The organism is Streptomyces sp. JH002, assembly GCF_050916115.1.
Classification (GTDB): Bacteria; Actinomycetota; Actinomycetes; order Streptomycetales; family Streptomycetaceae; genus Streptomyces; species Streptomyces xiamenensis.
The window spans coordinates 2857585-2878836 of record NZ_CP087989.1; the positions used below are offsets into that span (position 1 = coordinate 2857585).

The window sequence follows — 21252 nt, forward strand, 5'->3', positions numbered from 1 at the left end:
GGTCAGGCGACCGGAGCCGAGGGTCTTTCGCGGCCGGTGATGAGGCGGTGCCACAGGCGGCCGAGGGCCGTGCGGGGGCGGCGGGTACGGGTGCCGGGGCGGCGGTAGTTGATCGGTTCGGGGCGGGGCGGGTCCTCGGGCGCTATGTACAGCGGGACCTTGAATCCCGTGGCATCCGTGGGTGCGTCCCGCATCGCCTCGGCGTAGTCGATGATCGTGTGGTGCAGCCGGGCGAGGCACGGTTCGCAGACGTAGAACTGGGCGTAGTGCCCGGCGGTTGATGCAGAGCCGAGCCACAGCACCCAGGTGCAGCGGTTCCCGCACCACAGCCAGCACCGGCCCAGCACCCATTCCGAGCCTCCCCCGGCCGCCGGACGGGAGGCACCCGCAGGCAGGCGCGGTGGCAGGGGCCGGATCTCGGCGAACCTGAGATCGGGAAGCCGGGGAACGGACCTCACCTCGTCCTCCCACGACTGCTCAGCCGGGTGCCGGTCAGCCGGGAACGGGCGTGCAAGGTCAGCGCCTCCCCCGTCGCGAACTCCAGCCGGCGCCCACCCCGGGTGGTCAGCACCAGATCCGCGACGACCAGCGCCTGGCCCCCGACCTGGATCACATCGCCGACCAGCACCGTCTCGGCGGTGATCTCCACAACCTCCGGAACGCTCATCCGGACACCGCCCGCGTCACGGCCGCCAACTGCCGTACGGTCGCGGGCCGCAAGTCGGCGGCCGGGGCGTGCGTCTCGAACGACGGATCGTCGTACGCCCGCACCCGGATCAACGCCCCGACTGTGTAGACGACGACCACGACGCGCTCCAGTTCGGCGCTCCACACCACCGCCCCCGGCGACAAGTGCTGGCGGGCGAGCCCGCAGACCAGGTCAGGAACGAGCCGCCGCACGATGCCCAGAGACATCCGGTGGACCGAGATCGTGGGCGAGAGCCCGGGGTTGAGGCTGATCTGCGTGGTGGACACACCCAGCAGAGCGAGGGCCTCGCGCAGTTGAAGGAGTTCCATGGGGACTTGGGGAAGTTCCAGCCGTTCGGTCGTACGCACGACCGCTCCTCTCCGTAGTGAATCCACTACCAGCGAGGTTCAGCGTTGCGCAGGCCAGGGCATCGTTCAACGTGTCGAACGTGAACGGAAGGTTGGTACGGGTCAATTGAATCGCAAGGAACTCAATCCGGACAGCAGTCCACAGGCTGCATTCGGAGCGCGATTGCGCAGTTCGCGGGAGGCTCGCGGCTGGAAGCAGGAAGATCTCGCTGCCCAGATGGGATATTCGAGCACACATATCTCCGCTGTCGAAACCGGTCGGAAGGTTCCGACCTTGCGTTTTTCGCGCAGCCTGGACCAGGCCCTCGGTACCCAGGGAACCATCGACACCTTCGAGCGCCAGTGGCGGGAGATCCGACAGGGCTCATTGCTGGAGGGCTTCCCCGAGTACGTCGGGTACGAAGGCCGGGCGGCGGAGATCCGGTTGTACGAGGTAGGTGTCATCCCGGGGCTTCTCCAGACGCCTGACTATGCAGCGGCGCTCGAAGCGGACGCCGTTCGCCGAGGAGCCATCACCGCAGAGCAGGCGGACGAGCGCGTAGCCCTGGCGATGGAGCGACAAGCCACACTTGCTCGTTCGCCTGCCCCACTTCTGTGCGCGGTCCTTGATGAGGGTTGTGTGCTTCGGCCCATGGGCGATCCGAGCATCATGGATGCTCAGTTTGCGCGACTGCTTGAGTTCGCCGAACTGCCGAACACGATCTTGCAGATCGCCCCATTCAGCATGGGAGCCCGTAGGCCGTTCAGCCTGCCCATCACCCTACTGACGTTGCCTGACCGATCACTTATGACCTATGCCGAGTCATCTCAGAGGGGTCATCTGGAGCGGGAAAGTACCTTCGTGTTGCCCATAATGACCGCCTACCATCAGTTGCAGGCTGAAGCGCTGTCTCAGGCAGCGTCCGTGGCCATGATCGAGCAGTTGCGAAAGGGCATACAGTGACGACCGAGTCTCCCCGTTGGCACACGTCCTCGTACAGCGGCAACGGCGGCCAGTGCATCGAGGTCGCCGCCAACCTCGCCGCCTCGCGCGGCATCGTTCCCGTCCGGGACACCAAGCACCGTGACAACGGCCCCGTAGTGGCCTTCTCCGCCCCCGCGTGGTCCGTGTTCGTCGGCTCCTTGAAGCCGTGACGCGTGCGGTCGCCCCCTGCCGGGTCCGGCAGGGGGCGATGTGCCGGCACGCGGTGGTCACCGGTTGTCGTCCAGTTCCTGGTGCATCTGCGGCTGGTCGTCCTGGTCGTGGGTCAGGGCGTACTTCTCGACCTCGTTGAACGCCTTGGAGGCGATACCGAGCGTCTCCTTGTACGGGTTGACGCCGACGGTCTTCTCCGCCGCGCCGCCGAACAGGCCGCCGCCCAGACCACTGGCGATCTTGTGGCCCGCGGCCAGCGGCTTGCCCGCCTCGTCCAGAAGGTTCTTGGCGAGCCCGGCCATGTCGGCGTACGTGTCGGTCAGCGCCACCCGGACCATCGCCACGAACGCGTCGTGGAAGCCCGGCGGGAAGAACTTCTTGTAGAACTCGACCGCCTGCGCCGTCATGAAGACGCCGTCCTCGGTCTTCTTCCACTCCTTGTCCCGTTCCTGGTTCCACAGCCGCTCGACCTCGTCGGCGTCCTTCGGCAGCAGCCACTTCTCCGGGGTGCCCAGGTAGTGGCTGACGTAGTGCCAGGCGCACATGAAGCCGTCCGCGTCGGAGCGGGAGACATCGACGCCGAGGTTCCGCATGGCCTGGACGATCTGCGTGCTGAACACGCAGGCCGCGCCGGTGGTGTACTTCTGGGAGACGGGCTCGCCCCACTTGGCGTAGTCCCACTCGCCGCTCTTCTTGTGGAGCTGCCGCACGGAGGCGTGCACCAGACGCACCTTGGTCACGTTCGCGGCGAGGGTGCCGTCGCGCAGGGCGTCCTTGTCCCCCATGTCGATGAACAGCCGCGAGGACTGCGACAGGCGCCGCCCTGGCCCCTCGACCCCGCCGAGGCGGCCGGTGGAGCGCAGGGTGAAGGCGCCGGTCGGCGACAGGTACGTGCCGATGAGGCCCACCGTGCCCTGGAGCATGGAGACTTCGCCGTGGTGCCGGCCGAAGAAGCTCTCGGCGGCCCGGACATCGGCCTCGCTCCAGTCCGGCGGCGGGGCCGTGGCCCCGCGCAGGAACTCCGCGAGCCGCTCGGGCAGCGTCGACAGGTCCTGGCCGGGCTTCAGGGTCCCGATGGTGCGGAACAGCGCGTTGACTCCGTCCACTTCGCGCTTCTCGATCAGCTCGGCCACCAGTTCGTCGGCCTCGGGGTCGCCGACCTGGTTCGCGGCTTCCAGTTCCGACGCGACCGTTGCCGCATTGAGTGTCACAGCGCTTTCCTCATTCCGCACGGGGTCATGGCACCGCGCGCGTGCCGTCCGGCCGGCGCGCGGACCGGATGTCGATCGCGATCTTGTACCGGCCGAAAGGGCGCGACCATAACCCGCAGGGAGTACAGCGGAGCACGCTCCCCGGCGCGAACGGGGGCGCACGCGGGCGGCGTCGCCCTGTGCCGTTCCGACGGGTACCGTAAGCACCGCTCAGGTCACGCTCAGGAGAGGTCTGTCATGGCGGAGAGCCGCAATCTCGATCATCTCGACTGGATTCAGGCCCCCGTCGAGGACGGGAGCGACGAGCACTGCTTCGAGGTCGCCGCAGGGGACGGGGACCTGATCCACATCCGGCAGACCGACGAGCCGGAGAAGGTGGTCACCACCACCCGCGCGAAGTGGGACGCGTTCGTCCTGGGGGTCCAGAACAACGAGTTCGACCACTTCGTCGAGGACGTCCCGCGCTCCTGACCCGGCGCCCCCAGCCTCCGCGCCACCGGCGGCGGGCATCCGGACTTGACCCTCACGTTGCGTGAGGCTGCACCGTGGTGCTCATGAGCGACTACTACAACGCGTTCGAGATCAGCCCCGTACCCGCCCCCGGCCCGGACGCCGTGCCGCCGGAACCGTTCCGCGGCATCTACGGCATGCCCGCCTTCGTCACCATCCCCACCACCGACCTGGCGGGCTCCGCCGACTTCTGGGTGCGCGGGCTCGGCTTCTTCGAACTGTTCAGCATCCCCGGCACGCTGACGCACCTGCGCCGCTGGGCCTTCCAGGACGTCCTGCTGGTCGCCGCGCCGAACGCGGCGGAGCGGCCACCGGCCATGAGCGTCAGTTTCGCGTGCGTGCTGGGCCAGCTCGACGGGCTCGCCGAGGCATGCCGCGCGCTGCGCCCGGAGTCGGTCGAGGGCCCGCGGGACACGCCCTGGAACACCCGCGACGTGGAGGTGATCACCCCCGAGAACGCCCGGGTCGTGCTCACCGCCGCGAAGCCGTTCGATCCGGACAGCCAGGAGGCGCGCAACCTGGCGGACATGGGGATCACCGCGCCCGAGCCCATCGGCGCCGATCATGGGCACCATGCCTGACACCACGGACGCCGACGCCCACGCCGACGCCGAGGGCCTGACCGTCGGTCAGGTCTCGGCGCGGCTGGACGTGACGGTCCGCGCCCTGCACCACTGGGACGAGATCGGTCTCGCCCGCCCGTCGCTGCGCACCGCCGCCGGGTACCGGCTCTACACCGCCGGTGACCTGGAACGCCTGCACCGCATCATCGTCTACCGCGAGATCGGCCTGGGCCTGGACCGGATCCGGGCCGTACTGGACGACCCGTCCACCGACGTGCCCGACGCGCTGCGCGCGCAGCGGGCCCAGGTCGCCGAGCGGATCGAGCGTCTGAAGCGGCTCGACACCGGTCTTGAGCGGATGATCGAGGCGCACGAGCGCGGTCTGCTGCTGACCGTCGAGCAGCAGGCGGCGGTCTTCGGCCCCCGCTGGGACCCGTCGTGGCCCGACGAGGCGCGGCAGCGCTACGGGGACACCCCGCAGTGGCGGCAGTACGCCGAGCGTTCGGCGGCGCGCGGCCCACGCGAGTGGCAGGCCGTCGCCGACGCCGTCGCCGGGCTCGACCGGGAGCTGGGCGAGGCGATGGACGCCGGTGTCGCGCCGGGCAGCGACCGGGCCGGCCGGCTCGTCGAGCGGCACCGTGAGGTGTTCGCGGCGTACTTTCCGCTCACCCGGCAGATGCAGGTCTGCCTGGCCCGCATGTACGAGACCGACCCGGCCTTCACCGCGCACTACGACGCCGTGCGGCCCGGCCTCGCGGGCTGGTTCCGGCGTCTGGTGGACGCCGACGCGCGGGCCCACGGCATCGACCCGGACACCGCCACGTGGGAGTAGCGGGGCAAGGGGTGGGCCCCGGCAGAAGGGCGGACCAAGCGGGTTAGAAGACGATCAGGCCGCGGGTCAGCAGGTCGGTCAGCGCGAAGGCGAACAGGGTGATGCCCACGAAGCCGTTGACCGTGAAGAAGGCCCGGTTCAGGCGGGACAGATCGTCCGCCTTGACCAGCGAGTGCTCGTAGACGAACGCGCCCGCGACCACCGCCAGGCCGACCCACAGGAAGGGGCCCGCGCCGGTGGCCGCCGCGTACCAGACGAGCAGGGCCATCGTCACGGCGTGGCACACCCGCGCCGTGCGCAGGGACGTGGCGATACCGAAGCGGGCCGGGAAGGACCGTACGCCCGTCTCCCGGTCCGTGGCGATGTCCTGGCAGGCGTAGATCAGGTCGAAGCCGCCGATCCAGATGCCCACCGCCAGGCCCAGCAGGACCGCGTCCCACGACCAGGTGCCGGTGACCGCCAGCCAGGCGCCGACCGGCCCGGCCGCCTGGGCCAGGCCCAGGATGGCGTGCGGGAAGTCCGTGAACCGCTTGCCGTAGGGGTAGACGACCATCGGCACCACGGCCACCGGCGCCAGCACCAGGCACAGCGGGTTCAGCAGCGCCGCGGCTCCCAGGAACAGGGCCAGGGTGAGGGCCGCGCCGATCCAGCCGGCCCGCACCGACAGCGCGCCCGTCACCATCTCGCGGCCCCGGGTGCGCGGGTTACGCGCGTCAATCTCGCGGTCGATGATCCGGTTGGCGGCCATCGCGAAGGACCGCAGCCCCACCATGGCGGCCGTGACCAGGCCCAGGGTGTCCCACTCGATCCGCCGGCCCTCGGACAGGAACATCGCCGTCAGGGAGGCGGTGTACGCGAAGGGCAGGGCGAAGATCGAGTGCTCGAACATCACCACGTTCAAGAACGCGCGGAGCCGGCCCGGCACCGCCGCGGGGGCGGGCCGGCCGGCTGAGGCGGGGAGGGCGGTCATAGTCCGTATTCCTTCCAGCGGCGGTCGACCAGGGCCGCCGTATCCGGGTCCGAGACCACCATGTGCGGCCAGCCGCCGTCGCGGGTGTAGCCCTCCTCGGGCCACTTCGCGGTGGCGTCGATGCCGGCCTTGCCGCCCCAGAACTGCTGGTAGGAGGCGTGGTCCAGGTGATCGACCGGGCCCTCGGTGAGCAGCAGGTCGCGGGCGTAGTCCGTGTTGCCCAGCGCCCGCCACGCCACCTCGTGCAGGTCGTGCACATCGCAGTCGGCGTCCACGACGATGATCAGTTTGGTCAGGGACATCATGTGGGCCCCCCACACCGCCGACATCACCTTCTGCGCGTGTTTCGGGTACTTCTTGTCGATCGAGATGATCGCGCAGTTGTGGAAGCCGCCCGCCTCGGGCAGGTGGTAGTCCACGATGTCCGGGATGATGATCTTCAGCAGCGGCAGGAAGAAGCGTTCCGTCGCCCGCCCCAGCGGCCCGTCCTCGGTCGGCGGCCGGCCCACCACGATCGACTGGAACATCGGCTTCTTCCGCATCGTCACGCAGTCGATGGTCAGCGCCGGGAACGGCTCCTGCGGGGTGTAGAAGCCGGTGTGGTCCCCGTACGGGCCCTCCGGCAGCATCTCCCCCGGCTCCAGCCACCCCTCCAGGACGACCTCGGCGTGCGCGGGCACCTGGAGCGGCACCGTCACGCAGTCCACCATCTCCACCCGCTTGCCCTGGAGGAAACCGGCGAAGAGGTACTCGTCGATGTCGCCGGGCAGCGGCGCGGTGGAGGAGTACGTGACGGCCGGCGGGCAGCCGAAGGCGATCGCGACCGGCAGCCGCTCACCGCGCCGGGCCGCCACCTGGTAGTGGTTGCGGCTGTCCTTGTGGATCTGCCAGTGCATGCCGATGGTGCGCTTGTCGTGCCGCTGGAGCCGGTACAGGCCCAGGTTGCGCACGCCGCTGTCGGGGTCCTTGGTGTGGGTCAGCCCCAGGTTGAAGAAGGAGCCGCCGTCCTCGGGCCAGGTGAACAGCGCGGGCAGCGCCTCCAGGTCCACCTGGTCGCCCTTGAGGACGACCTCCTGCACCGGGCCGCTCTTGACCTTCTTCGGCGGCACGTGCGTCATGGCGCCGAGCTTGCCGAACGCCTCCCGCACCCCGGTGAAGCCGTGCGGCAGCTCCGGCTTCAGCAGGCCGCCGATCTTCTCGCTGATCTCGTTGTACGAGGACAGGCCCAGCGCCTTCAGCAGCCGGCGGTCCGTGCCGTACACGTTCATGGCCAGCGGCATCGTCGAGCCCTTGACGTTCTCGAAGAGCAGCGCGGGGCCGCCGGCCTTGTTGACGCGGTCGGTGATCTCGCCCACTTCGAGGTGCGGATCGACCTCCGCCCTCACCCGCTTCAGCTCCCCGTCCTTCTCCAGGGCCTTCAGCAGTGCGCGCAGGTCGTCGTATGCCATGCGCCTCAGTATTGCCGACGCATTACCCTGGCCTTAGTCAGGGGGCCCCGCCCCGACCGTGGCCACACTTCCCCAGGGGGACCACAATGCTCAGGGTGCTGATGTTTCTGGTACCGATCGCGCTCGCCATCTACGCCCTGGTGGACTGCATCAGCACCAAGGACGAGGATGTCAAGCATCTTCCGAAGCTGGTCTGGCTGCTGCTGATCGTCTTCGCCTGGCTGATCGGCCCGATCGCGTGGATCTTCGTGGGGCGCCAGCGCGGTGCCGCGGCCGTCGGCAACGGCGGCGGGCAGGCCAGGGGCCGCAGGTCCGGCGGTGGCGGCTGGGTCGCCCCCGACGACAACCCCGACTTCCTGCGCTCGCTGAACGACGAGAAGCAGCGCGAGGAGAACGCCAAGGACAAGGAACTCCTGGAGAACTGGGAGGAGGACCTGCGGCGCCGCGAGGAGGACCTCCGCAAGGAGGACAAGAACTCCGACGACGGCGGCCCGCAGGACCCTCCGGCCAAGTGACGGCGGGTTCCCGCCCCGCCGTCCGGCCCGGCCGGGCTCAGACGCCCGAGTACGAGTGCAGACTGTTCACGAACATGTTCACACCGTAGTAGTTGATCAGGTAGCAGACGAAGCCGGCGATGCCCAGGTAGGCGGCCTTGCGCCCCTTCCAGCCGGCCGTGGCGCGCGCGTGCAGGTACGCGGCGTAGGCGACCCAGGTGATGAACGCCCAGACCTCCTTGGGGTCCCAGCCCCAGTAGCGGCCCCAGGCGTTCTCGGCCCAGATGGCGCCCGCCACGATCGTGAAGGTCCACACCGGGAAGACGGCGGCCGTGATCCGGTAGGCGAACTTGTCCAGCGAGACGGACGCCGGGAGCCGCTCCATCACCGAGGTCGCCAGGCGCCCGGGGGTGCCGCCGGAGGCGATCTTGTTCTCGTAGGAGTCGCGGAACAGGAACAGCACGGTGGAGACCACCGCCAGGTACATCAGCGCCCCGCAGGTGATGGCCAGCGCGACGTGGATCCACAGCCACACCGAGTCCAGCGCGGGCACCAGCTGGGTGCTCTCGGTGTAGAGCACCGCCACGGCCAGGCCCAGGTCCAGCAGCACGGTGGTGACCAGCGGCAGGCCCAGCCAGCCGACGTTCTTCTTCGCCAGCAGGAACAGCAGGTACGCGGCCACCGCCGTCATGGAGAAGGCGGTGGAGAACTCGTACATGTTGGCCCACGGGGCCCGCTCCACGGCGATGGCCCGCACCAGGACCGCCGAGAAGTGCATGAGGAAGGCCAGCACCGTCAGCGAGAGGGCGATCCGGCCGTACAGGTCGCCCTTCTCGTCCCCGCCGGAGGGGCCGGGGCCGTCCGGGACGGCGTCGCGCCGCGGGCTCGCGGAACGGGTGATGACCGCGGGCCGCTCCAGGACGTCGGTGGCGCCGCCCTTGCCGCGTACGGTCACGCTGATCGTGGACCGCTGCGCCGGTACGGCCGCCGCCTCGCTGTCCTCGGTCAGGGCCGCCGCCGTTCTGGCGACCTTGGAGCGGCTGCCGAAGAGCCACTCGGCGATGTGGGCGAGGAAGGCGAGGGAGTAGACCGCCATCGCCGAATAGATCAGGTAGTTGCTGAGGTCGGCGAGCTCCTCGCTCATGGCGAGATTCATGCGCGCGCTCCTTGGTCGTCAGAGGACTCGGAAGACTTCGGAGACTTGGCGGTCGTGGCGGACCCGGAGGACTCGGAGGACTCGGGGGAGTCGGCGGAATCCGCGGCGTCGGAGGACTCGGAAGTCTCGGAGGTCTCGGGGATCAGGGGGGCGTCCGGTTGCAGGGCGGCGGCGAGGTCGGCCAGCTCGTGCGGGATCCTCGCCGACTCGGTGCGGCCGAGCGACGCCAGCTCGACCACGGTACGGCCCGCGCCGTCGGTGGTGGCCCGTACCCACACCCGGCGGCGCTGGAGCATCAGCGACCCGGCCAGGCCCACCACGGCGGCCAGCGAGCCGGCGAGCGCCCAGCCGTTGCCGGCCTTGGTGGTGATCTGGAAGGTGGCCCAGCGCTGGTAGCTCTCGTAGGTGAGGGTGCCCTTGCCCTCCGGCAGGTCGATGGACTCACCGGGCAGCAGGTCGAAGCGGAACGGCTCGCCGTCCTCGGACGTGAACTGCTCCAGCTTGCGGGTGTTGAGCTGGTAGACGTTCTGCGGGATGCCGGAGTCCAGGCCCAGGTCGCCGTGGTAGGCGGTGAGGGTGAGCACCGGCAGGTCGGGGTCGGGGAAGGTGGAGTGCGGGCCGCGCTCCGCGTCGATGGCGTAGCTGGGGTTGAAGAAGCCCTGGAAGCCCAGCTGCTCGGGGTCGCCGTTCTCGTCGAGGTAGTCGGTCACCTTGACCACGCCGGTGGAGGTGAGCCCGGTGTCCTGCGGGAGGAACGGCACCGGCCCGGAGAAGGCGGTGCGGCCCTGTCCGTCGGTGACGGTGATGACCGGGGCGAAGCCGTGGCCCAGCAGATAGACCTTGGAGTCACCGATGTGGACGGGGTTGTTGGGCTGGACGGTGGCGTCGGTCTCGGTGCCGTCCGGCAGCCAGTAGGTGATGTCGGCCCGGAACTCGGTGGGGGTGCCCAGGTCGGGGCCCTCGCGGGAGAACTCGGCCGTGAACTCGTTCAGCGTGAAACCGAACTGGTCCAGGTCGTGGTCCACGTCGAACATCGACCCGGAGGAGAAGTCGTCGTACTGGGGCAGCGTGTTGGAGAACCCGTCGCCCTGGATGACCAGCTTGCCGCCCTCGGAGTAGAACAGCTGGCCGGTGCCGAAGGCGACCAGCAGCACGATCAGCGAGATGTGGAAGAGCAGGTTGCCGGCCTCGCGCAGATAGCCCTTCTCCGCGGCGACCGAGCCCCCGTCCGGGGCGGGGGCGGTACGGAACCAGCGGCGCTTCAGCAGCCGCTGCGCCGAGTCCAGCACCGTGGCCGGCTCGGCGTCGGTGCGCCAGGTGGTGTACGCGGGCATCCGGTCCAGGCGGCGCGGGGCGCGCGGCGGACGGCCGCGCAGCTGGCCCACGAACTGCCAGGTGCGCGGGACGATGCAGCCGATGAGCGAGATGAACAGCAGGATGTAGATCGCCGAGAACCACACCGAGGAGTACACCTCGAACAGCTGGAGCCGCTCGTAGAGCGAGCCCAGTGTCGGGTTGTCGGCCTTGAACTGCTCGACGAGGAGCGCGTTCACGTCGCTCTGCGGGATGAGGGAGCCGGGGATGGCGCCGAGCGCGAGCAGGAACAGCAGGATCAGCGCGACCCGCATCGAGGTGAGCTGGCGCCACATCCAGCGCGTCCAGCCCACCGCCTCGCGTCCCAGCCACCGGGCCGTGCCGGCGGCGCCCGGGCCCCGTACGCCGCCGAACGAGCCGTGCACGGCGGTGCTCTCGCCGGGCCGCTCCGCGGCCGTGCCCTCCTCGTCCTGGGCGGGGGCGGTGGACAGGCCGGCGGTGGCCGCGGCCTCGTCCGTTCCGTCCCGGCCGTCCGTACGGGTGCGGTCGTCGCGGTCGTCGTTCAGGTTGTCGCTGGCCATGGTGTTCAGATCCAAACGTCGAACTCGGACGACCACACCTGAAGGTCGTACACCAGACGGTCCCAGGTGCCGGTGAACAGCAGCACGCCCGTCACGATCATCATCAGCCCGCCCAGGCGCATGACCCACACGTAGTGGCGCTTGAACCAGGCGAAGGCGCCCAGCGCCCGGCGGAAGAACAGCGCGGCCAGGATGAACGGCGCGCCCAGGCCCAGGCAGTAGAAGACGGTGAGCAGCGCGCCGCGCCCGGCGGTGGCCTCGTTGAAGGCCAGGAACTGCACGGAGGCGAGGGTGGGGCCGATGCACGGGGTCCAGCCGATGCCGAACACCACGCCCAGCAGGGGCGCGCCGGCCAGACCGACCCCGGGCTTGACCGGCAGCTTGAACTGTCGCCCTGACAGCCGGGGCAGCAGGCCCATGAACAGCAGGCCCATGATCACCATGAGCACGCCGGCGATCTTGTTGAGGAGTTCGCGGTGCTCCAGCAGGGTGCGGCCGAACTCGCCGAACAGCGCGCCGGTGGAGACGAAGACCGCGGTGAAGCCGAGAACGAAGAGCAAGGTGCCCACGAACATCCGGCCGCGCCGCGCGTCCTTGAGGTCGGCGCCGCTCGCCCCGGTGACATAGGAGAGGTAGCCGGGGACCAGCGGCAGGACGCAGGGCGAGAAGAACGAGACGAGGCCGCCGAACAGGGCGAGGGGTATGGCCAGCAGCAGGGCGCCGGTCAGTATCGTCTCGTTGGAGTCGGTGACGGCGGCGAGGGTGACGGAGTGCATGTCCGGGTCACTTCTCGGTGGTGTCGTCGGTCCCGGTGTCCTCGCCGGTCCCGGCTGTGCCCGCGGCGTCGGCGGTCTCCGCCAGCACCGGCTCGATGGCCGCCCGCAGTTCCTCCTCGGTCAGCGGCTTCAGCGCGCGGGCCGCGATGTTGCCCTCCGGGTCGATGACCAGGGTGGAGGGGATCGCCTGCGGGTTGAGGCTGCCCTTGGGGAACTGGAGCAGCAGCTTGCCCTGCGGGTCGTAGAGGCTGGGGTACGGCACGCCGAACCGCTCGTCGAAGGAGCGGGCGTTCGCCGCACTGTGATCACGGGTGTTGATGCCGACGAACTGCACCCCGTCATCGGCGAGGTCCTCGGCGACCGCCACCAGGTTCGGCGCCTCGGCGCGGCAGGGGGCGCACCACGATCCCCAGACGTTGACCACCACGATCTGGCCCCGGTAGTCGGCCAGGTCGAGCTGCTCGCCCTCGGTGGTCTCCCCGCTGAGGTCGGGCAGCGGCTGCCGGTCACCGGCCGCGACATGGGTGATCTGGCCGGTGCCCTGCACAATGTTGCTGTCGCCACCGGAGGGCCCGGCCGAAGCACCGGAGCAGGCGGTGAGGGCGGCGGTCAGGGCCACTGCGGCGGCGCTGAACCCGAGGTGTCGACGGCGCAGGGATGTGCGGCTCTCGATCATGTGAAAAGTTTCCCATGCGCCCCGAGGCGATCTTCCGCGCCCCCCTTGTCCCGAATCCAGCCCCGTTGAGCTGGGAGAACACCCCTGCTCCGGCGGGCGTCGGCTACGCGCCGAAGCCCTTGCTCGCGCCCTTCTTCGGCTTGCCGCCCGCCCGCAGATGCGGCGGGACCAGCTCCAGCGCGGGCTCCGAGTACCGCACCGAGACGATGTGGTCGCCCTCGTAGGTGAAACTCGTCAGCGAGGCGAGCGTGCACTGCCGGTTGCGCGGGTCGTGCCACAGCCTGCGGTGCTCGACGAAGCTGCGGACGATCCAGATCGGCAGCTGGTGGCTGACGCACACCGCCTCGTGGCCGCGCGCCGCGTCGCGGGCCGCGTCCAGGGCGCTCTTCATCCGCACCACCTGCTCGACGTACGGCTCGCCCCAGGACGGCCGGAACGGGTTGCGCAGGTGTTTCCAGTTGCCCGGGTGGCGCAGTGAGCCGTCCCCGACGCCGAAGCTCTTGCCCTGGAAGACGTTGGCGGCCTCGATCAGCCGCCCGTCGGTGGCCACCGGCAGTCCGTGCGCCTTGGCGACCGGCTCGGCGGTCTCCTGCGCGCGCTCCAGCGGGGAGGCCACCACGTGGGTGATGTCGTGCCCGGTCAGGGACTCGGCCACCACCTCGGCCATCCGCTCCCCCAGTTCGGACAGGTGGTAGCCGGGCAGGCGCCCGTACAGCAGCCCGTCGGGGTTGTGGACCTCACCGTGGCGCATCAGGTGGACGGTGGTGCGCACTCTGTCGCCGCTGTCGCTCTTCTCGCTGTTCTCGCTGCTCACTAGGTAACGCTCCAGATCGGTTTATGCGGTGGCGGTGGCCTCGGCGGCGGCGCGGGCGGCGCCCGGCAGGGCGTCGGCGATGCGTTCCAGGGCGCGCTCGTCGTGGGCCGTGGACAGGAACCACGCCTCGAAGGCCGACGGCGGCAGGTAGACCCCCTGGTCCAGCATGGCGTGGAAGAAGGCCGTGAACCGGAAGGTCTGCTGAGCGCGTGCCGCCGCGTAGTCGGGGACGGACGCCTCGGTGAAGAAGACGGAGAACATGCTTCCCGCGCACTGGATGGTGTGCGGGACGCCCTCCTTGGCGAGCGCGGCGGTCACCAGCGCCCGTACCTTGGCCGCGGCGTCGTCGACGACGGCGTACGCGGCGTCGTCCAGCAGCCGCAGCTGGGCGAGCCCGGCGGCGGTGGCCACCGGGTTCCCGGACAGGGTGCCCGCCTGGTAGACGGGACCGGCCGGGGCCAGGCGCTCCATGACGTCCGCGCGCCCGCCGAAGGCCGCGGCCGGGAAGCCGCCGCCCATCACCTTGCCGAACGTCATCAGGTCGGGGGTCACCCCGTCCAGGCCGTACCACCCCTGGCGGCTGACCCGGAAGCCGGTCATCACCTCGTCCGAGATGTACAGCGCGCCGTGCTCGGCGCACAGGTCCTTCAGGCCCTGGTTGAAGCCGGGCAGCGGCGGCACGACGCCCATGTTGCCGGGGGCGGCCTCGGTGATGACGCAGGCGATCTCGCCGGGGTGACGCGCGAAGGCGGCGCGCACCGCCTCCAGATCGTTGTACGGCAGCACCACCGTCTCGCCGGCGGCGGCGCCGGTGACGCCGGGGGTGTCGGGCAGCGCGAAGGTCGCGACGCCGGAGCCGGCCTGGGCCAGCAGCGCGTCGACGTGGCCGTGGTAGCAGCCGGCGAACTTGATGATCTTCTCGCGGCCGGTGAAGCCCCTGGCCAGCCGGATCGCGGACATGGTGGCCTCCGTACCCGAGGAGACCAGACGTACGCGCTCCACCGGGGGAATCCTGGCGACGATCTCCTCGGCCAGGGCCACCTCGCCCTCGGTGGGGGTACCGAAGGAGGTGCCCTTGGCCACGGCCGCCTGGACCGCGTCGATGACGGCCGGGTGCGCGTGGCCGAGGATCATCGGCCCCCAGGAGCACACCAGATCGACGTACTCCCGCCCGTCCGCGTCGGTCACGTACGGACCGGACCCGGATGCCATGAACCGGGGCACTCCGCCCACCGCGCCGAAGGCGCGCACCGGAGAGTTCACGCCGCCGGGGGTCACACTGGCTGCGCGGGAGAAGAGTGTCTGCGAAACTGGGGTGGCCTCAGAGGTGTGCGTCACGCGTTCCATGGTGGCAGAGCCTCCAGACAGCTGTGCGTTCGGGCGTTTCGCGAGCGCCTGTCGGGGGAGGTCCTCTGAGACGATGATCGGGTTGCGCGGCGGGGACCGCGCCGAGGCGGGGCGGTGGCATGCAGCGCGGAGGCGGACTGGGCGAAGGGGACCTCGGTCCCGAGCCTGCCCCGCGCCCGCGCTCACGCCGTGGCCGGCACCGCCGCAAGGGTGAGGGCGGCGCCCCAGGAGGCACCGGTGTCCCGGCGCCCGGCGCGGGCGGCGGTGAGAGCGAGATCCGGCTCGGCAACGGCAGGCTGTCCGTGACCTACAAATACTTCGGTGCCCCCGACGGCGCCACCGCGGCCCGCGTGCCGCTGTCGATGCGCCCCGAGGAGCTGGGCGGCGACGAACTGGGCCAGGGCATGTTCACCCGCATCAAGCCCGAGACGATGGCCGCCATGGTGCTCACCGGCATCGAGGGCATACCCCTGCACCGGGTCCCGCCGCTGGAACTGGTGGTGCTGCACCCGGACTACGCCGTGGTCAAGCTCCCCACCACCGCCGTGGACCCGCTGCGCGCGATCGGCGACGAGACGGTGGGCGCGGCGGCCTTCATCTGGTCCACGGTCCCCGACCGGCGCGGCCCCAGCGACGCCTTCGGCGTCTACCGGCTGCTGAACGAGTGGCAGGACTTCTCCCGCCGCCTCCACGAGGCCGGCCACCAGCCGTACTGCCTGGTCTGGCCCTGAGCACCTGACCCGGTCCGCCCGGGCGGATCTCGCCCGCGCGGGCGCGTCACCGGGTGGTGAGCGGACCGCCCGCGGCGCGCCAGTCGACGAGGCCCCGGCTCATGTTGACGGCCTCGAAGCCGTTTTCGACCAGCAGGTTCGCGGCGCCCGCCGACCGGATGCCACCGGTGCAGAACGTGATCAGCAGCCGGTCCTCGGGGAGTTCCGGGCAGCGTTCGGGCAGGACTTCGAGCGGCAGGTGCACGGCGCCCGGGATGTGGGTCCGATTCCACTCGAAAGCACGGCGTACGTCCACGACGAGGGCGCCGTCCGCGACGAGGCGGATCGCCTCGGCCGCGCTCACGGCCGGTGGGCGGCGGAGGTAGTGGCGCAGGCTCACGCGGTCACGCTCCCGCAGGCGCCTGCGTGCAGGACCTCGAAGGGGGCGACGGCAGCGAGCGGTTCGAAGCCGTCGGACAGGACGATCTGAACGGGCATGGCGCTTCCTCAACATCGCGGAACGGAGCCGGAGCACCCTCGACGCTAGGCGGGCGGCACCGCACCGCACAGCGGCGTGATTGCCAGGTTCCGACGGATGGCCGCCATCCGGGACCGCTTCGAACGCACCGCCGGTGTCAGCCCGCACACCTACCGCCGTGCCTTCCGCCGACCCCCTGGCCACCAGAAATAAGACAAACTACCTTATTGCGGCAACCGGACGGGCGCCCGGCCGGGGTGTGCGGTAGACATGACCCCCTGACCACGTCAGCGCGACACACGGACCGGGAGACAGCCATGCGCAGTGCGGCAGCAGTGGTACGCACCACCCTCGCCGCCGTGGCGCTGTGCGCGCTCGCCGCCGGGTGCGGCGGCGACTCCGGCACCCAGAGCGGCACCGGCGGCTCCGGCCCCAGCGGCAGCGCCTCGGGGCCCGGCAAGCCCGGACGGTACTCGGCGCTCCCCGAACCCTGCGGCTCCGTCAGCGAGAGCACCCTGCAACGGCTGCTGCCCGACGCGGCACCCGAGGTGTACCGGGGCACGCCCACCGAGACGTACGACTCCGGCCGCCGCAGCGGCTGCACCTGGCAGGGCACGGACCCGGAGAGCGGCAACACCCTGCGGCTCACCGTCGACTTCGAACGGGTCATCTCCTACGACCCACAGGTCAGCGACGACGACCAGGCGGAACTCGACTTCGCCGACCGCGCCACCGAGGCCGGCCTCCCCTCCCCCGACGCTCCCGAGGACCCGGACGCACCCGGGTCACCCGACGCCCCGCAGGACGGCGACGACACCGGCGATGACACCGGTGACGGCGACGCGGACGGCGACGCGGACAGCGACGACACCGAGAGCGGTACCGACGCCGGAGCCGCCACCGGCACCGACAGCGACGGCAACCCCGTCCCGCGCGACATCGGCATCGGCCACGACGCCTACCTCGACGACCGGCTCAGCACCACCACCACCGGAGCACACCGCGAGGTGACCGTGGCGTTCCGCAGCGCGAACGTCATCGCCACCGTCCACTACACCGAGATCACCACCCGCACCGGCGCACCACCCGAGAGCGGACCACTCCAGGACGGCGCCCAGCGGGTGGGCCGGCACCTGGCGGGCGGGTTCGACGATTAGCACCCCCGGCGGGCCGAGGGCGTACCGTGCTGTGCGGCGCACCGTCCCGAGCGCCCCCTGGATTAACGGAAGCGAAGAGATCATGCACCCCACCGCGACTCCCCGAGGCGCCCTGCGCGCGCTGGCCTGGGCCGCCGTTCCGGCCCTGCTGATCGCCGGCTGCTCCTCCTCCCCCTCCGGCGACGACGCCAAGGACGACTCCGCGGCCGGCGAGGAGCAGAGCGCTCCGGAGCCCGAGCCCGTACGGTTCACCGACCTGCCCAACCCCTGCGCCACGATCAGCGCGGACACCGCCGGTGACCTGGTGCCCAAGGCCGACCCCGAGGGCGGCTCGGCGCTGACCTCGAACGACACCTCGCTCTCCGGCACCTGCCTGTGGAGCGGGCTCAAGGAGTACCAGTACCGCTCGCTGACCGTCTCGCTGCGCCGCTTCGAGTCGGACCTGTCGCTGGGCAGCGGCGACGACCGGGCGCAGGGCTTCATCGCGCAGCAGATCGAGGAGATCACCGGCGACGGCGCCAACAGCGACGTCGACCAGGAGGAGCTGGCCGGCACCGGCGACTCGGCGGTCACCCTCGCGTACAACGCCGAGAAGGACATCGACGACGACCAGCAGGACTTCCGCCAGCAGCGGGTCGTCGTGCGCACGGGCAACGTCGTGATCACGGTCGACTACGCGGGCACCGGCCTGGAGGGCGATGACCTGCCGGGCGCCAAGGGCATCAAGGAGCGCGCCGAGACGGCGGCGGCCGAGGCCGTGGAGCGGCTCGGCGCGACGGCGGCGGACGAGGGCCAGGACGCGGACGGCGCGGAGGATGGCGCGGACACGGACAAGAAGGACGACGAGTAACCGAGCCACGGCAGCCGGATCCGCGGTGTGCGAGTCTTGCCCCGCGAGGGAACACCAGTTTCATTACGGGGAGGCCCGCGGGTGGCCGCGATCAAACTCACACGCGCACACCGCGTCCTGGTCGGCATCATCCTGGCCGGGGCGGTCGTCATCGCCGCCATCGGCTTTGTCGGCTCGTACACGGCGGTCCGTGATCTGGCCGAGAAGAAAGGATTCGGCGCGTTCTCGCCGTTCTTTCCGATCGGCATCGACGCGGGCATCGTCGTCCTGCTCGCCCTGGACCTGCTGCTGACCTGGCTGCGCATCCCGTTCCCCCTGCTGCGCCAGACCGCCTGGCTGCTCACCGCCGCCACCATCGCCTTCAACGGCGCCGCCGCGTGGGGCGACCCGCTGGGCGTCGGCATGCACGCGATCATCCCCGTGCTCTTCGTCATCACCGTGGAGGCGGCCCGGCACGCCATCGGGCGGGTCGCCGACATCACGGCGGACAAGCACATGGAGGGCGTCCGCATGTGGCGCTGGCTGCTCTCCCCCATCCCCACCTTCCGGCTGTGGCGCCGCATGAAGCTGTGGGAACTGCGGTCCTACGACGAGGTCATCACCATGGAACGGGACCGCCTCGTCTACCAGACGCGGCTGCGCGCCGAATACGGCCGCGCCTGGCGCCGCCGCGCACCGGTCGAGGAACTCATGCCGCTGAAGCTGGCCCGCTTCGGCGTCCCGCTCTCGGAGACGGCCCTCCCCGCCACCGCCCGGCGCACCGAGACCGACGAACAGGCCCCCCGGGCCGTGCAGCCGCCCCGCATCCCGCTGCCCGAACTGCCGGTGCTCCAGCCCCGGCCGGAGCGCGAGGAGTGGTACGACCCCCGGACGCAGCACGCGCGGGAGCCGGAACCGTCCGGAATGGGGACGCCGGAACACGCGGAGCCCGCCCCCGTACCGGAGGACGCCGGACAGGCCGCGCCCGAGTACGCGCCCGAGCCGGACCCGGACCCGTACCCCGACGCCACCGTCCCGGTCGCCCCGGGCCGCCGCCGCACCCTCGGCCAGGCACCGGCCCCCGGGCTGCTGCCGGCCCAGCGCAGCGGCGCCGGCGGCGAGGAGCCCCCGCAGGAGCCCGTCGAACTGCCGGACGACCTGGCCCAGGACGAGCTGTACTACCAGGCGTTCCACCAGTACGTCGTCGAACACGACGCCTTCCCCACCGCCCGCCAGCTCTCCCTCATGCTGAACGACCGCTACAACGTCACCGACCCGCACGGCAATCTGCTGACCGAGCAGCACGTGCGCGACTTCATGCGCAACCACGGCTTCAAGGAGCGCTACAACGCCGACATGGGCACCAGCGTCTGAGCCGGCCGCGGCAGGGCGGCGCGGGCGCGCGGCGATGGCCTCCGGGCCGCCCGACGGGCGGCCCGGCCCGGCCTAACCGCCCAGCAGGACGCGCACCCGCTCCGCCCCCACCGCCAGCAGCAGCGTGGGCAGCCGCGGACCGGTCTCCTTGCCGATCAGCAGCCGGTACAGCAGCGCGAAGAAACTCCGCTGCGCCACCTTCAGTTCGGGCGTCGGCTTCGCCTCCGGGTCGAGCCCGGCCTGGATCTTCGGCACCCCGTAGACGAGCGTCGTCAGTCCGTCCAGCGACCAGTGGTCGGCCAGGCCCTCCCGCAGCAGCCGCAGCGACTCGCGCTGCGTCTCGTCCAGCGAGCCGAGCAGTTCGGTGTCGGGCTCGGCGCGCACCTGGGTACGGGCCTCGGCCGGCATCTGGGTGGCCACCCAGCGCGCCGCCCGGTCAAGACGCGGCCGGGTCTGTGCCAGGTCGGTGACCGGGTGCTCCGGGTCGAGCTCGCTCAGGATGCGCAGGGTCTGCTCGTCGTCGCCGGTGGTGATGTCCACCACGGAGGCCAGCATCCGGTACGGCAGCCGGCGCGGCGTGGTGGGCAGTTCGCCCGCCGCGGTGCCGATCGCCCGCCGGTACGCGGCGACGTCCGCCGGCTGGGCCGTGCCGTCCGCGACCTTCTTCGCCAGCGCGTCCCACTCGTCGTAGGTGCGCTGGATCTCGCCGTCGAAGGCGATCTTGAACGACTGGTTGGGCTTGCGCCGCGCGTACAGCCAGCGCAGCAGCGGCGCTTCCATGATCTCCAGCGCGTCGGCCGCGATCGGCACCCCGCCCTTGGAGCTGGACATCTTCGCCATGCCGCTGATGCCGACGAACGCGTACATCGGGCCGATGGGCTGCTTGCCGCCGAAGATCTCGGAGACCAGCTGGCCGCCGACCACCCACGAGGAGCCGGGCGAGTGGTGGTCCACGCCGGAGGGCTCGAAGACGACGCCCTCGTACGCCCAGCGCATCGGCCAGTCGACCTTCCACACCAGCTTGCCGTGGTCGAACTCGCTGAGCTTCACCGTGTCGCCGTGCCCGCACGCCTCGCAGCGGTAGGTCAGCTCGGTGGTCTCCTCGTCGTAGGCGGTGACCGTGGTCATGTCCCGCTCGCAGACGGTGCAGTACGGCTTGTACGGGTAGTAGTCGCCGCTGCCCGCGCTGCCGTCGTCCTCGGCGGCGGCGCCCGAACCCTCGGCGGCGGCCAGCTCGGCCTCGTCGACGGCCTTCTGCGAGGGCTTGCCGCCCCCGGCCTTCGCCGCCTTCGCCTTGGTGCGGTACCGCTCCAGCACGGCGTCGATCCGCCGCCGCTCGCGCATCGCGAACAGGATCTGCTCGCGGTAGACGCCCGAGGTGTACTGCTCGGTCTGGCTGATCGCGCGGACCTCGATGCCCATCTCGGCCAGGGCGGTGAGCATCGGGGCCTTGAAGTGCTCGGCCCAGCTGCCGTACGGGCTGCCGGCCGGTGCCGGGACGGAGGTCAGCGGCTTGCCGATGTGCTCGGACCAGGACGCGTCGACCCCGTCGACCCCGGCCGGGACCTTGCGGAACCGGTCGTAGTCGTCCCAGGAGAGCAGGTGGACGCACTCGACGCCGCGCCGCTTGATCTCGTCCGCGACCAGGTGGGGCACCATGACCTCGCGCAGGTTGCCCAGGTGGATCGGTCCGGACGGGCTGAGCCCCGAGGCGCAGACAACGGGTTTGCCGGGCGCGCGCTGCTCCGCCTCGGCGATGACCTCGTCCGCGAGCCGGGAGACCCAGTCGGTCTCCGGGGTGGTCCGATCCACTGCTGTGCA

At 70.9% G+C, this 21252-nt stretch carries 24 protein-coding genes; 10 read left to right on the forward strand and 14 right to left on the reverse strand.

Annotation, left to right across the window (positions count from 1 at the left end):
• Positions 1-2: 2 nt before the first annotated feature.
• The 3 genes from H7827_RS12905 to H7827_RS12915 form a co-directional block, all read right to left on the reverse strand.
• Positions 3-347 carry a hypothetical protein gene (locus H7827_RS12905; protein ID WP_386534892.1) on the reverse strand — a complete coding sequence of 115 codons (345 nt, stop codon included), beginning with the start codon at positions 345-347 and terminating at the stop codon, positions 3-5.
• Between the two features lie 107 nt (positions 348-454).
• A complete protein-coding gene (locus H7827_RS12910; RefSeq protein ID WP_386534889.1) occupies positions 455-667 on the reverse strand; it encodes a hypothetical protein in 213 nt (70 codons plus the stop codon).
• On the reverse strand, positions 664-1056 hold the full coding sequence (locus tag H7827_RS12915) for a hypothetical protein (protein ID WP_432745145.1): 393 nt from the start codon (positions 1054-1056) through the stop codon (positions 664-666). The genes H7827_RS12910 and H7827_RS12915 overlap by 4 nt, the downstream gene beginning before the upstream one ends.
• Before the next feature lie 106 nt (positions 1057-1162).
• On the opposite strand from H7827_RS12915, the gene H7827_RS12920 reads away from it, so the two are divergent.
• Together H7827_RS12920 and H7827_RS12925 are read left to right on the forward strand one after the other, a co-directional pair.
• Positions 1163-1999, forward strand: coding sequence for a helix-turn-helix domain-containing protein (locus H7827_RS12920; protein ID WP_364245327.1), 837 nt, complete (start codon positions 1163-1165; stop codon positions 1997-1999).
• Positions 1996-2190 carry a DUF397 domain-containing protein gene (locus H7827_RS12925; protein WP_400013394.1) on the forward strand — a complete coding sequence of 65 codons (195 nt, stop codon included), beginning with the start codon at positions 1996-1998 and terminating at the stop codon, positions 2188-2190. Before H7827_RS12920 ends, H7827_RS12925 begins: the two co-directional genes overlap by 4 nt.
• 57 nt (positions 2191-2247) lie before the next feature.
• On the opposite strand, the gene H7827_RS12930 is transcribed toward H7827_RS12925, so the two are convergent.
• On the reverse strand, positions 2248-3402 hold the full coding sequence (locus H7827_RS12930) for an oxygenase MpaB family protein (RefSeq protein WP_432745148.1): 1155 nt from the start codon (positions 3400-3402) through the stop codon (positions 2248-2250).
• A 237-nt stretch (positions 3403-3639) separates the two neighbouring features.
• Here H7827_RS12930 and H7827_RS12935 point away from each other — a divergent pair, with 237 nt between their 5' ends.
• The 3 genes from H7827_RS12935 to H7827_RS12945 all read left to right on the forward strand — a co-directional run bounded on the left by H7827_RS12935 (position 3640) and on the right by H7827_RS12945 (position 5307).
• On the forward strand, positions 3640-3873 hold the full coding sequence (locus tag H7827_RS12935; protein ID WP_046724357.1) for a DUF397 domain-containing protein: 234 nt from the start codon (positions 3640-3642) through the stop codon (positions 3871-3873).
• Between the two features lie 83 nt (positions 3874-3956).
• The gene (locus H7827_RS12940) at positions 3957-4493 is read left to right on the forward strand and encodes a VOC family protein (protein ID WP_432745150.1); all 537 of its coding nucleotides are present in this window, start codon (positions 3957-3959) and stop codon (positions 4491-4493) included.
• Positions 4486-5307 carry a MerR family transcriptional regulator gene (locus tag H7827_RS12945; RefSeq protein ID WP_432745152.1) on the forward strand — a complete coding sequence of 274 codons (822 nt, stop codon included), beginning with the start codon at positions 4486-4488 and terminating at the stop codon, positions 5305-5307. Before H7827_RS12940 ends, H7827_RS12945 begins: the two co-directional genes overlap by 8 nt.
• Positions 5308-5350: 43 nt before the next feature.
• Here H7827_RS12945 and mqnP read toward each other — a convergent pair whose 3' ends face one another.
• The gene (gene mqnP, locus H7827_RS12950) at positions 5351-6277 is read right to left on the reverse strand and encodes a menaquinone biosynthesis prenyltransferase MqnP (RefSeq protein ID WP_030729938.1); all 927 of its coding nucleotides are present in this window, start codon (positions 6275-6277) and stop codon (positions 5351-5353) included.
• Entirely contained in the window at positions 6274-7725 is a 1452-nt protein-coding gene (locus H7827_RS12955; RefSeq protein ID WP_030729942.1) for a menaquinone biosynthesis decarboxylase, read from the reverse strand. Before H7827_RS12955 ends, mqnP begins: the two co-directional genes overlap by 4 nt.
• 86 nt (positions 7726-7811) lie before the next feature.
• Between H7827_RS12955 and H7827_RS12960 the strand changes: the two genes are divergently transcribed.
• Positions 7812-8240, forward strand: coding sequence for a PLD nuclease N-terminal domain-containing protein (locus tag H7827_RS12960; protein ID WP_432745155.1), 429 nt, complete (start codon positions 7812-7814; stop codon positions 8238-8240).
• Positions 8241-8277: 37 nt separating this feature from the next.
• Here H7827_RS12960 and ccsB read toward each other — a convergent pair whose 3' ends face one another.
• From ccsB to hemL, 6 genes are all read right to left on the reverse strand, one after another.
• Positions 8278-9375, reverse strand: coding sequence for a c-type cytochrome biogenesis protein CcsB (ccsB, locus tag H7827_RS12965; RefSeq protein ID WP_432745158.1), 1098 nt, complete (start codon positions 9373-9375; stop codon positions 8278-8280).
• Complete coding sequence (resB, locus tag H7827_RS12970; RefSeq protein WP_432745161.1) at positions 9372-11270, reverse strand: cytochrome c biogenesis protein ResB; 1899 nt, start codon at positions 11268-11270, stop codon at positions 9372-9374. The genes ccsB and resB overlap by 4 nt, the downstream gene beginning before the upstream one ends.
• A gap of 5 nt (positions 11271-11275) precedes the next feature.
• Positions 11276-12046: a cytochrome c biogenesis CcdA family protein gene (locus tag H7827_RS12975; protein ID WP_046724349.1), complete on the reverse strand. Its 771-nt coding sequence runs from the start codon at positions 12044-12046 to the stop codon at positions 11276-11278.
• 7 nt (positions 12047-12053) lie between these two features.
• On the reverse strand, positions 12054-12722 hold the full coding sequence (locus H7827_RS12980) for a TlpA family protein disulfide reductase (protein WP_052385140.1): 669 nt from the start codon (positions 12720-12722) through the stop codon (positions 12054-12056).
• A 103-nt stretch (positions 12723-12825) separates the two neighbouring features.
• Positions 12826-13473 (reverse strand): histidine phosphatase family protein, encoded by a 648-nt coding sequence (locus H7827_RS12985; RefSeq protein WP_046725675.1) that lies wholly within the window; start codon positions 13471-13473, stop codon positions 12826-12828.
• A gap of 84 nt (positions 13474-13557) precedes the next feature.
• Positions 13558-14883 (reverse strand): glutamate-1-semialdehyde 2,1-aminomutase, encoded by a 1326-nt coding sequence (hemL, locus tag H7827_RS12990; RefSeq protein WP_046724345.1) that lies wholly within the window; start codon positions 14881-14883, stop codon positions 13558-13560.
• A 119-nt stretch (positions 14884-15002) separates the two neighbouring features.
• Between hemL and H7827_RS12995 the strand changes: the two genes are divergently transcribed.
• Complete coding sequence (locus H7827_RS12995) at positions 15003-15614, forward strand: hypothetical protein (protein ID WP_078846927.1); 612 nt, start codon at positions 15003-15005, stop codon at positions 15612-15614.
• Positions 15615-15660: 46 nt separating this feature from the next.
• On the opposite strand, the gene H7827_RS13000 is transcribed toward H7827_RS12995, so the two are convergent.
• A complete protein-coding gene (locus H7827_RS13000; RefSeq protein WP_386534861.1) occupies positions 15661-15993 on the reverse strand; it encodes a rhodanese-like domain-containing protein in 333 nt (110 codons plus the stop codon).
• Between the two features lie 395 nt (positions 15994-16388).
• Here H7827_RS13000 and H7827_RS13005 point away from each other — a divergent pair, with 395 nt between their 5' ends.
• The 3 genes from H7827_RS13005 (at position 16389) to H7827_RS13015 (ending at position 19431) form a co-directional block, all read left to right on the forward strand.
• Complete coding sequence (locus tag H7827_RS13005; protein ID WP_432745167.1) at positions 16389-17228, forward strand: DUF3558 domain-containing protein; 840 nt, start codon at positions 16389-16391, stop codon at positions 17226-17228.
• 82 nt (positions 17229-17310) lie between these two features.
• Positions 17311-18078 (forward strand): DUF3558 domain-containing protein, encoded by a 768-nt coding sequence (locus tag H7827_RS13010; protein WP_386534855.1) that lies wholly within the window; start codon positions 17311-17313, stop codon positions 18076-18078.
• Positions 18079-18159: 81 nt separating this feature from the next.
• On the forward strand, positions 18160-19431 hold the full coding sequence (locus H7827_RS13015) for a DUF2637 domain-containing protein (protein WP_432745171.1): 1272 nt from the start codon (positions 18160-18162) through the stop codon (positions 19429-19431).
• A gap of 72 nt (positions 19432-19503) precedes the next feature.
• On the opposite strand, the gene lysS is transcribed toward H7827_RS13015, so the two are convergent.
• Entirely contained in the window at positions 19504-21243 is a 1740-nt protein-coding gene (gene lysS, locus H7827_RS13020) for a lysine--tRNA ligase (protein WP_432745174.1), read from the reverse strand.
• Between the last annotated feature and the right edge of the window lie 9 nt (positions 21244-21252).

What these genes read in the sequence shown, in the direction of transcription:
- H7827_RS12980 (WP_052385140.1), bottom strand. Translation starts at nt 12,722, where the DNA reads ATGATCGAGAGCCGCACATCCCTGCGCCGTCGACACCTCGGGTTCAGC.
- H7827_RS12910 (WP_386534889.1), bottom strand. Translation starts at nt 667, where the DNA reads ATGAGCGTTCCGGAGGTTGTGGAGATCACCGCCGAGACGGTGCTGGTC.
- H7827_RS12945 (WP_432745152.1), top strand. Translation starts at nt 4,486, where the DNA reads ATGCCTGACACCACGGACGCCGACGCCCACGCCGACGCCGAGGGCCTG.
- resB (WP_432745161.1), bottom strand. Translation starts at nt 11,270, where the DNA reads ATGGCCAGCGACAACCTGAACGACGACCGCGACGACCGCACCCGTACG.
- H7827_RS12960 (WP_432745155.1), top strand. Translation starts at nt 7,812, where the DNA reads ATGCTCAGGGTGCTGATGTTTCTGGTACCGATCGCGCTCGCCATCTAC.
- H7827_RS12985 (WP_046725675.1), bottom strand. Translation starts at nt 13,473, where the DNA reads ATGCGCCACGGTGAGGTCCACAACCCCGACGGGCTGCTGTACGGGCGC.
- H7827_RS12975 (WP_046724349.1), bottom strand. Translation starts at nt 12,046, where the DNA reads ATGCACTCCGTCACCCTCGCCGCCGTCACCGACTCCAACGAGACGATA.
- mqnP (WP_030729938.1), bottom strand. Translation starts at nt 6,277, where the DNA reads ATGACCGCCCTCCCCGCCTCAGCCGGCCGGCCCGCCCCCGCGGCGGTG.
- H7827_RS13010 (WP_386534855.1), top strand. Translation starts at nt 17,311, where the DNA reads ATGCACCCCACCGCGACTCCCCGAGGCGCCCTGCGCGCGCTGGCCTGG.
- H7827_RS12955 (WP_030729942.1), bottom strand. Translation starts at nt 7,725, where the DNA reads ATGGCATACGACGACCTGCGCGCACTGCTGAAGGCCCTGGAGAAGGAC.
- H7827_RS12935 (WP_046724357.1), top strand. Translation starts at nt 3,640, where the DNA reads ATGGCGGAGAGCCGCAATCTCGATCATCTCGACTGGATTCAGGCCCCC.
- H7827_RS13005 (WP_432745167.1), top strand. Translation starts at nt 16,389, where the DNA reads ATGCGCAGTGCGGCAGCAGTGGTACGCACCACCCTCGCCGCCGTGGCG.
- hemL (WP_046724345.1), bottom strand. Translation starts at nt 14,883, where the DNA reads ATGGAACGCGTGACGCACACCTCTGAGGCCACCCCAGTTTCGCAGACA.
- H7827_RS12940 (WP_432745150.1), top strand. Translation starts at nt 3,957, where the DNA reads ATGAGCGACTACTACAACGCGTTCGAGATCAGCCCCGTACCCGCCCCC.
- ccsB (WP_432745158.1), bottom strand. Translation starts at nt 9,375, where the DNA reads ATGAATCTCGCCATGAGCGAGGAGCTCGCCGACCTCAGCAACTACCTG.
- H7827_RS12995 (WP_078846927.1), top strand. Translation starts at nt 15,003, where the DNA reads ATGCAGCGCGGAGGCGGACTGGGCGAAGGGGACCTCGGTCCCGAGCCT.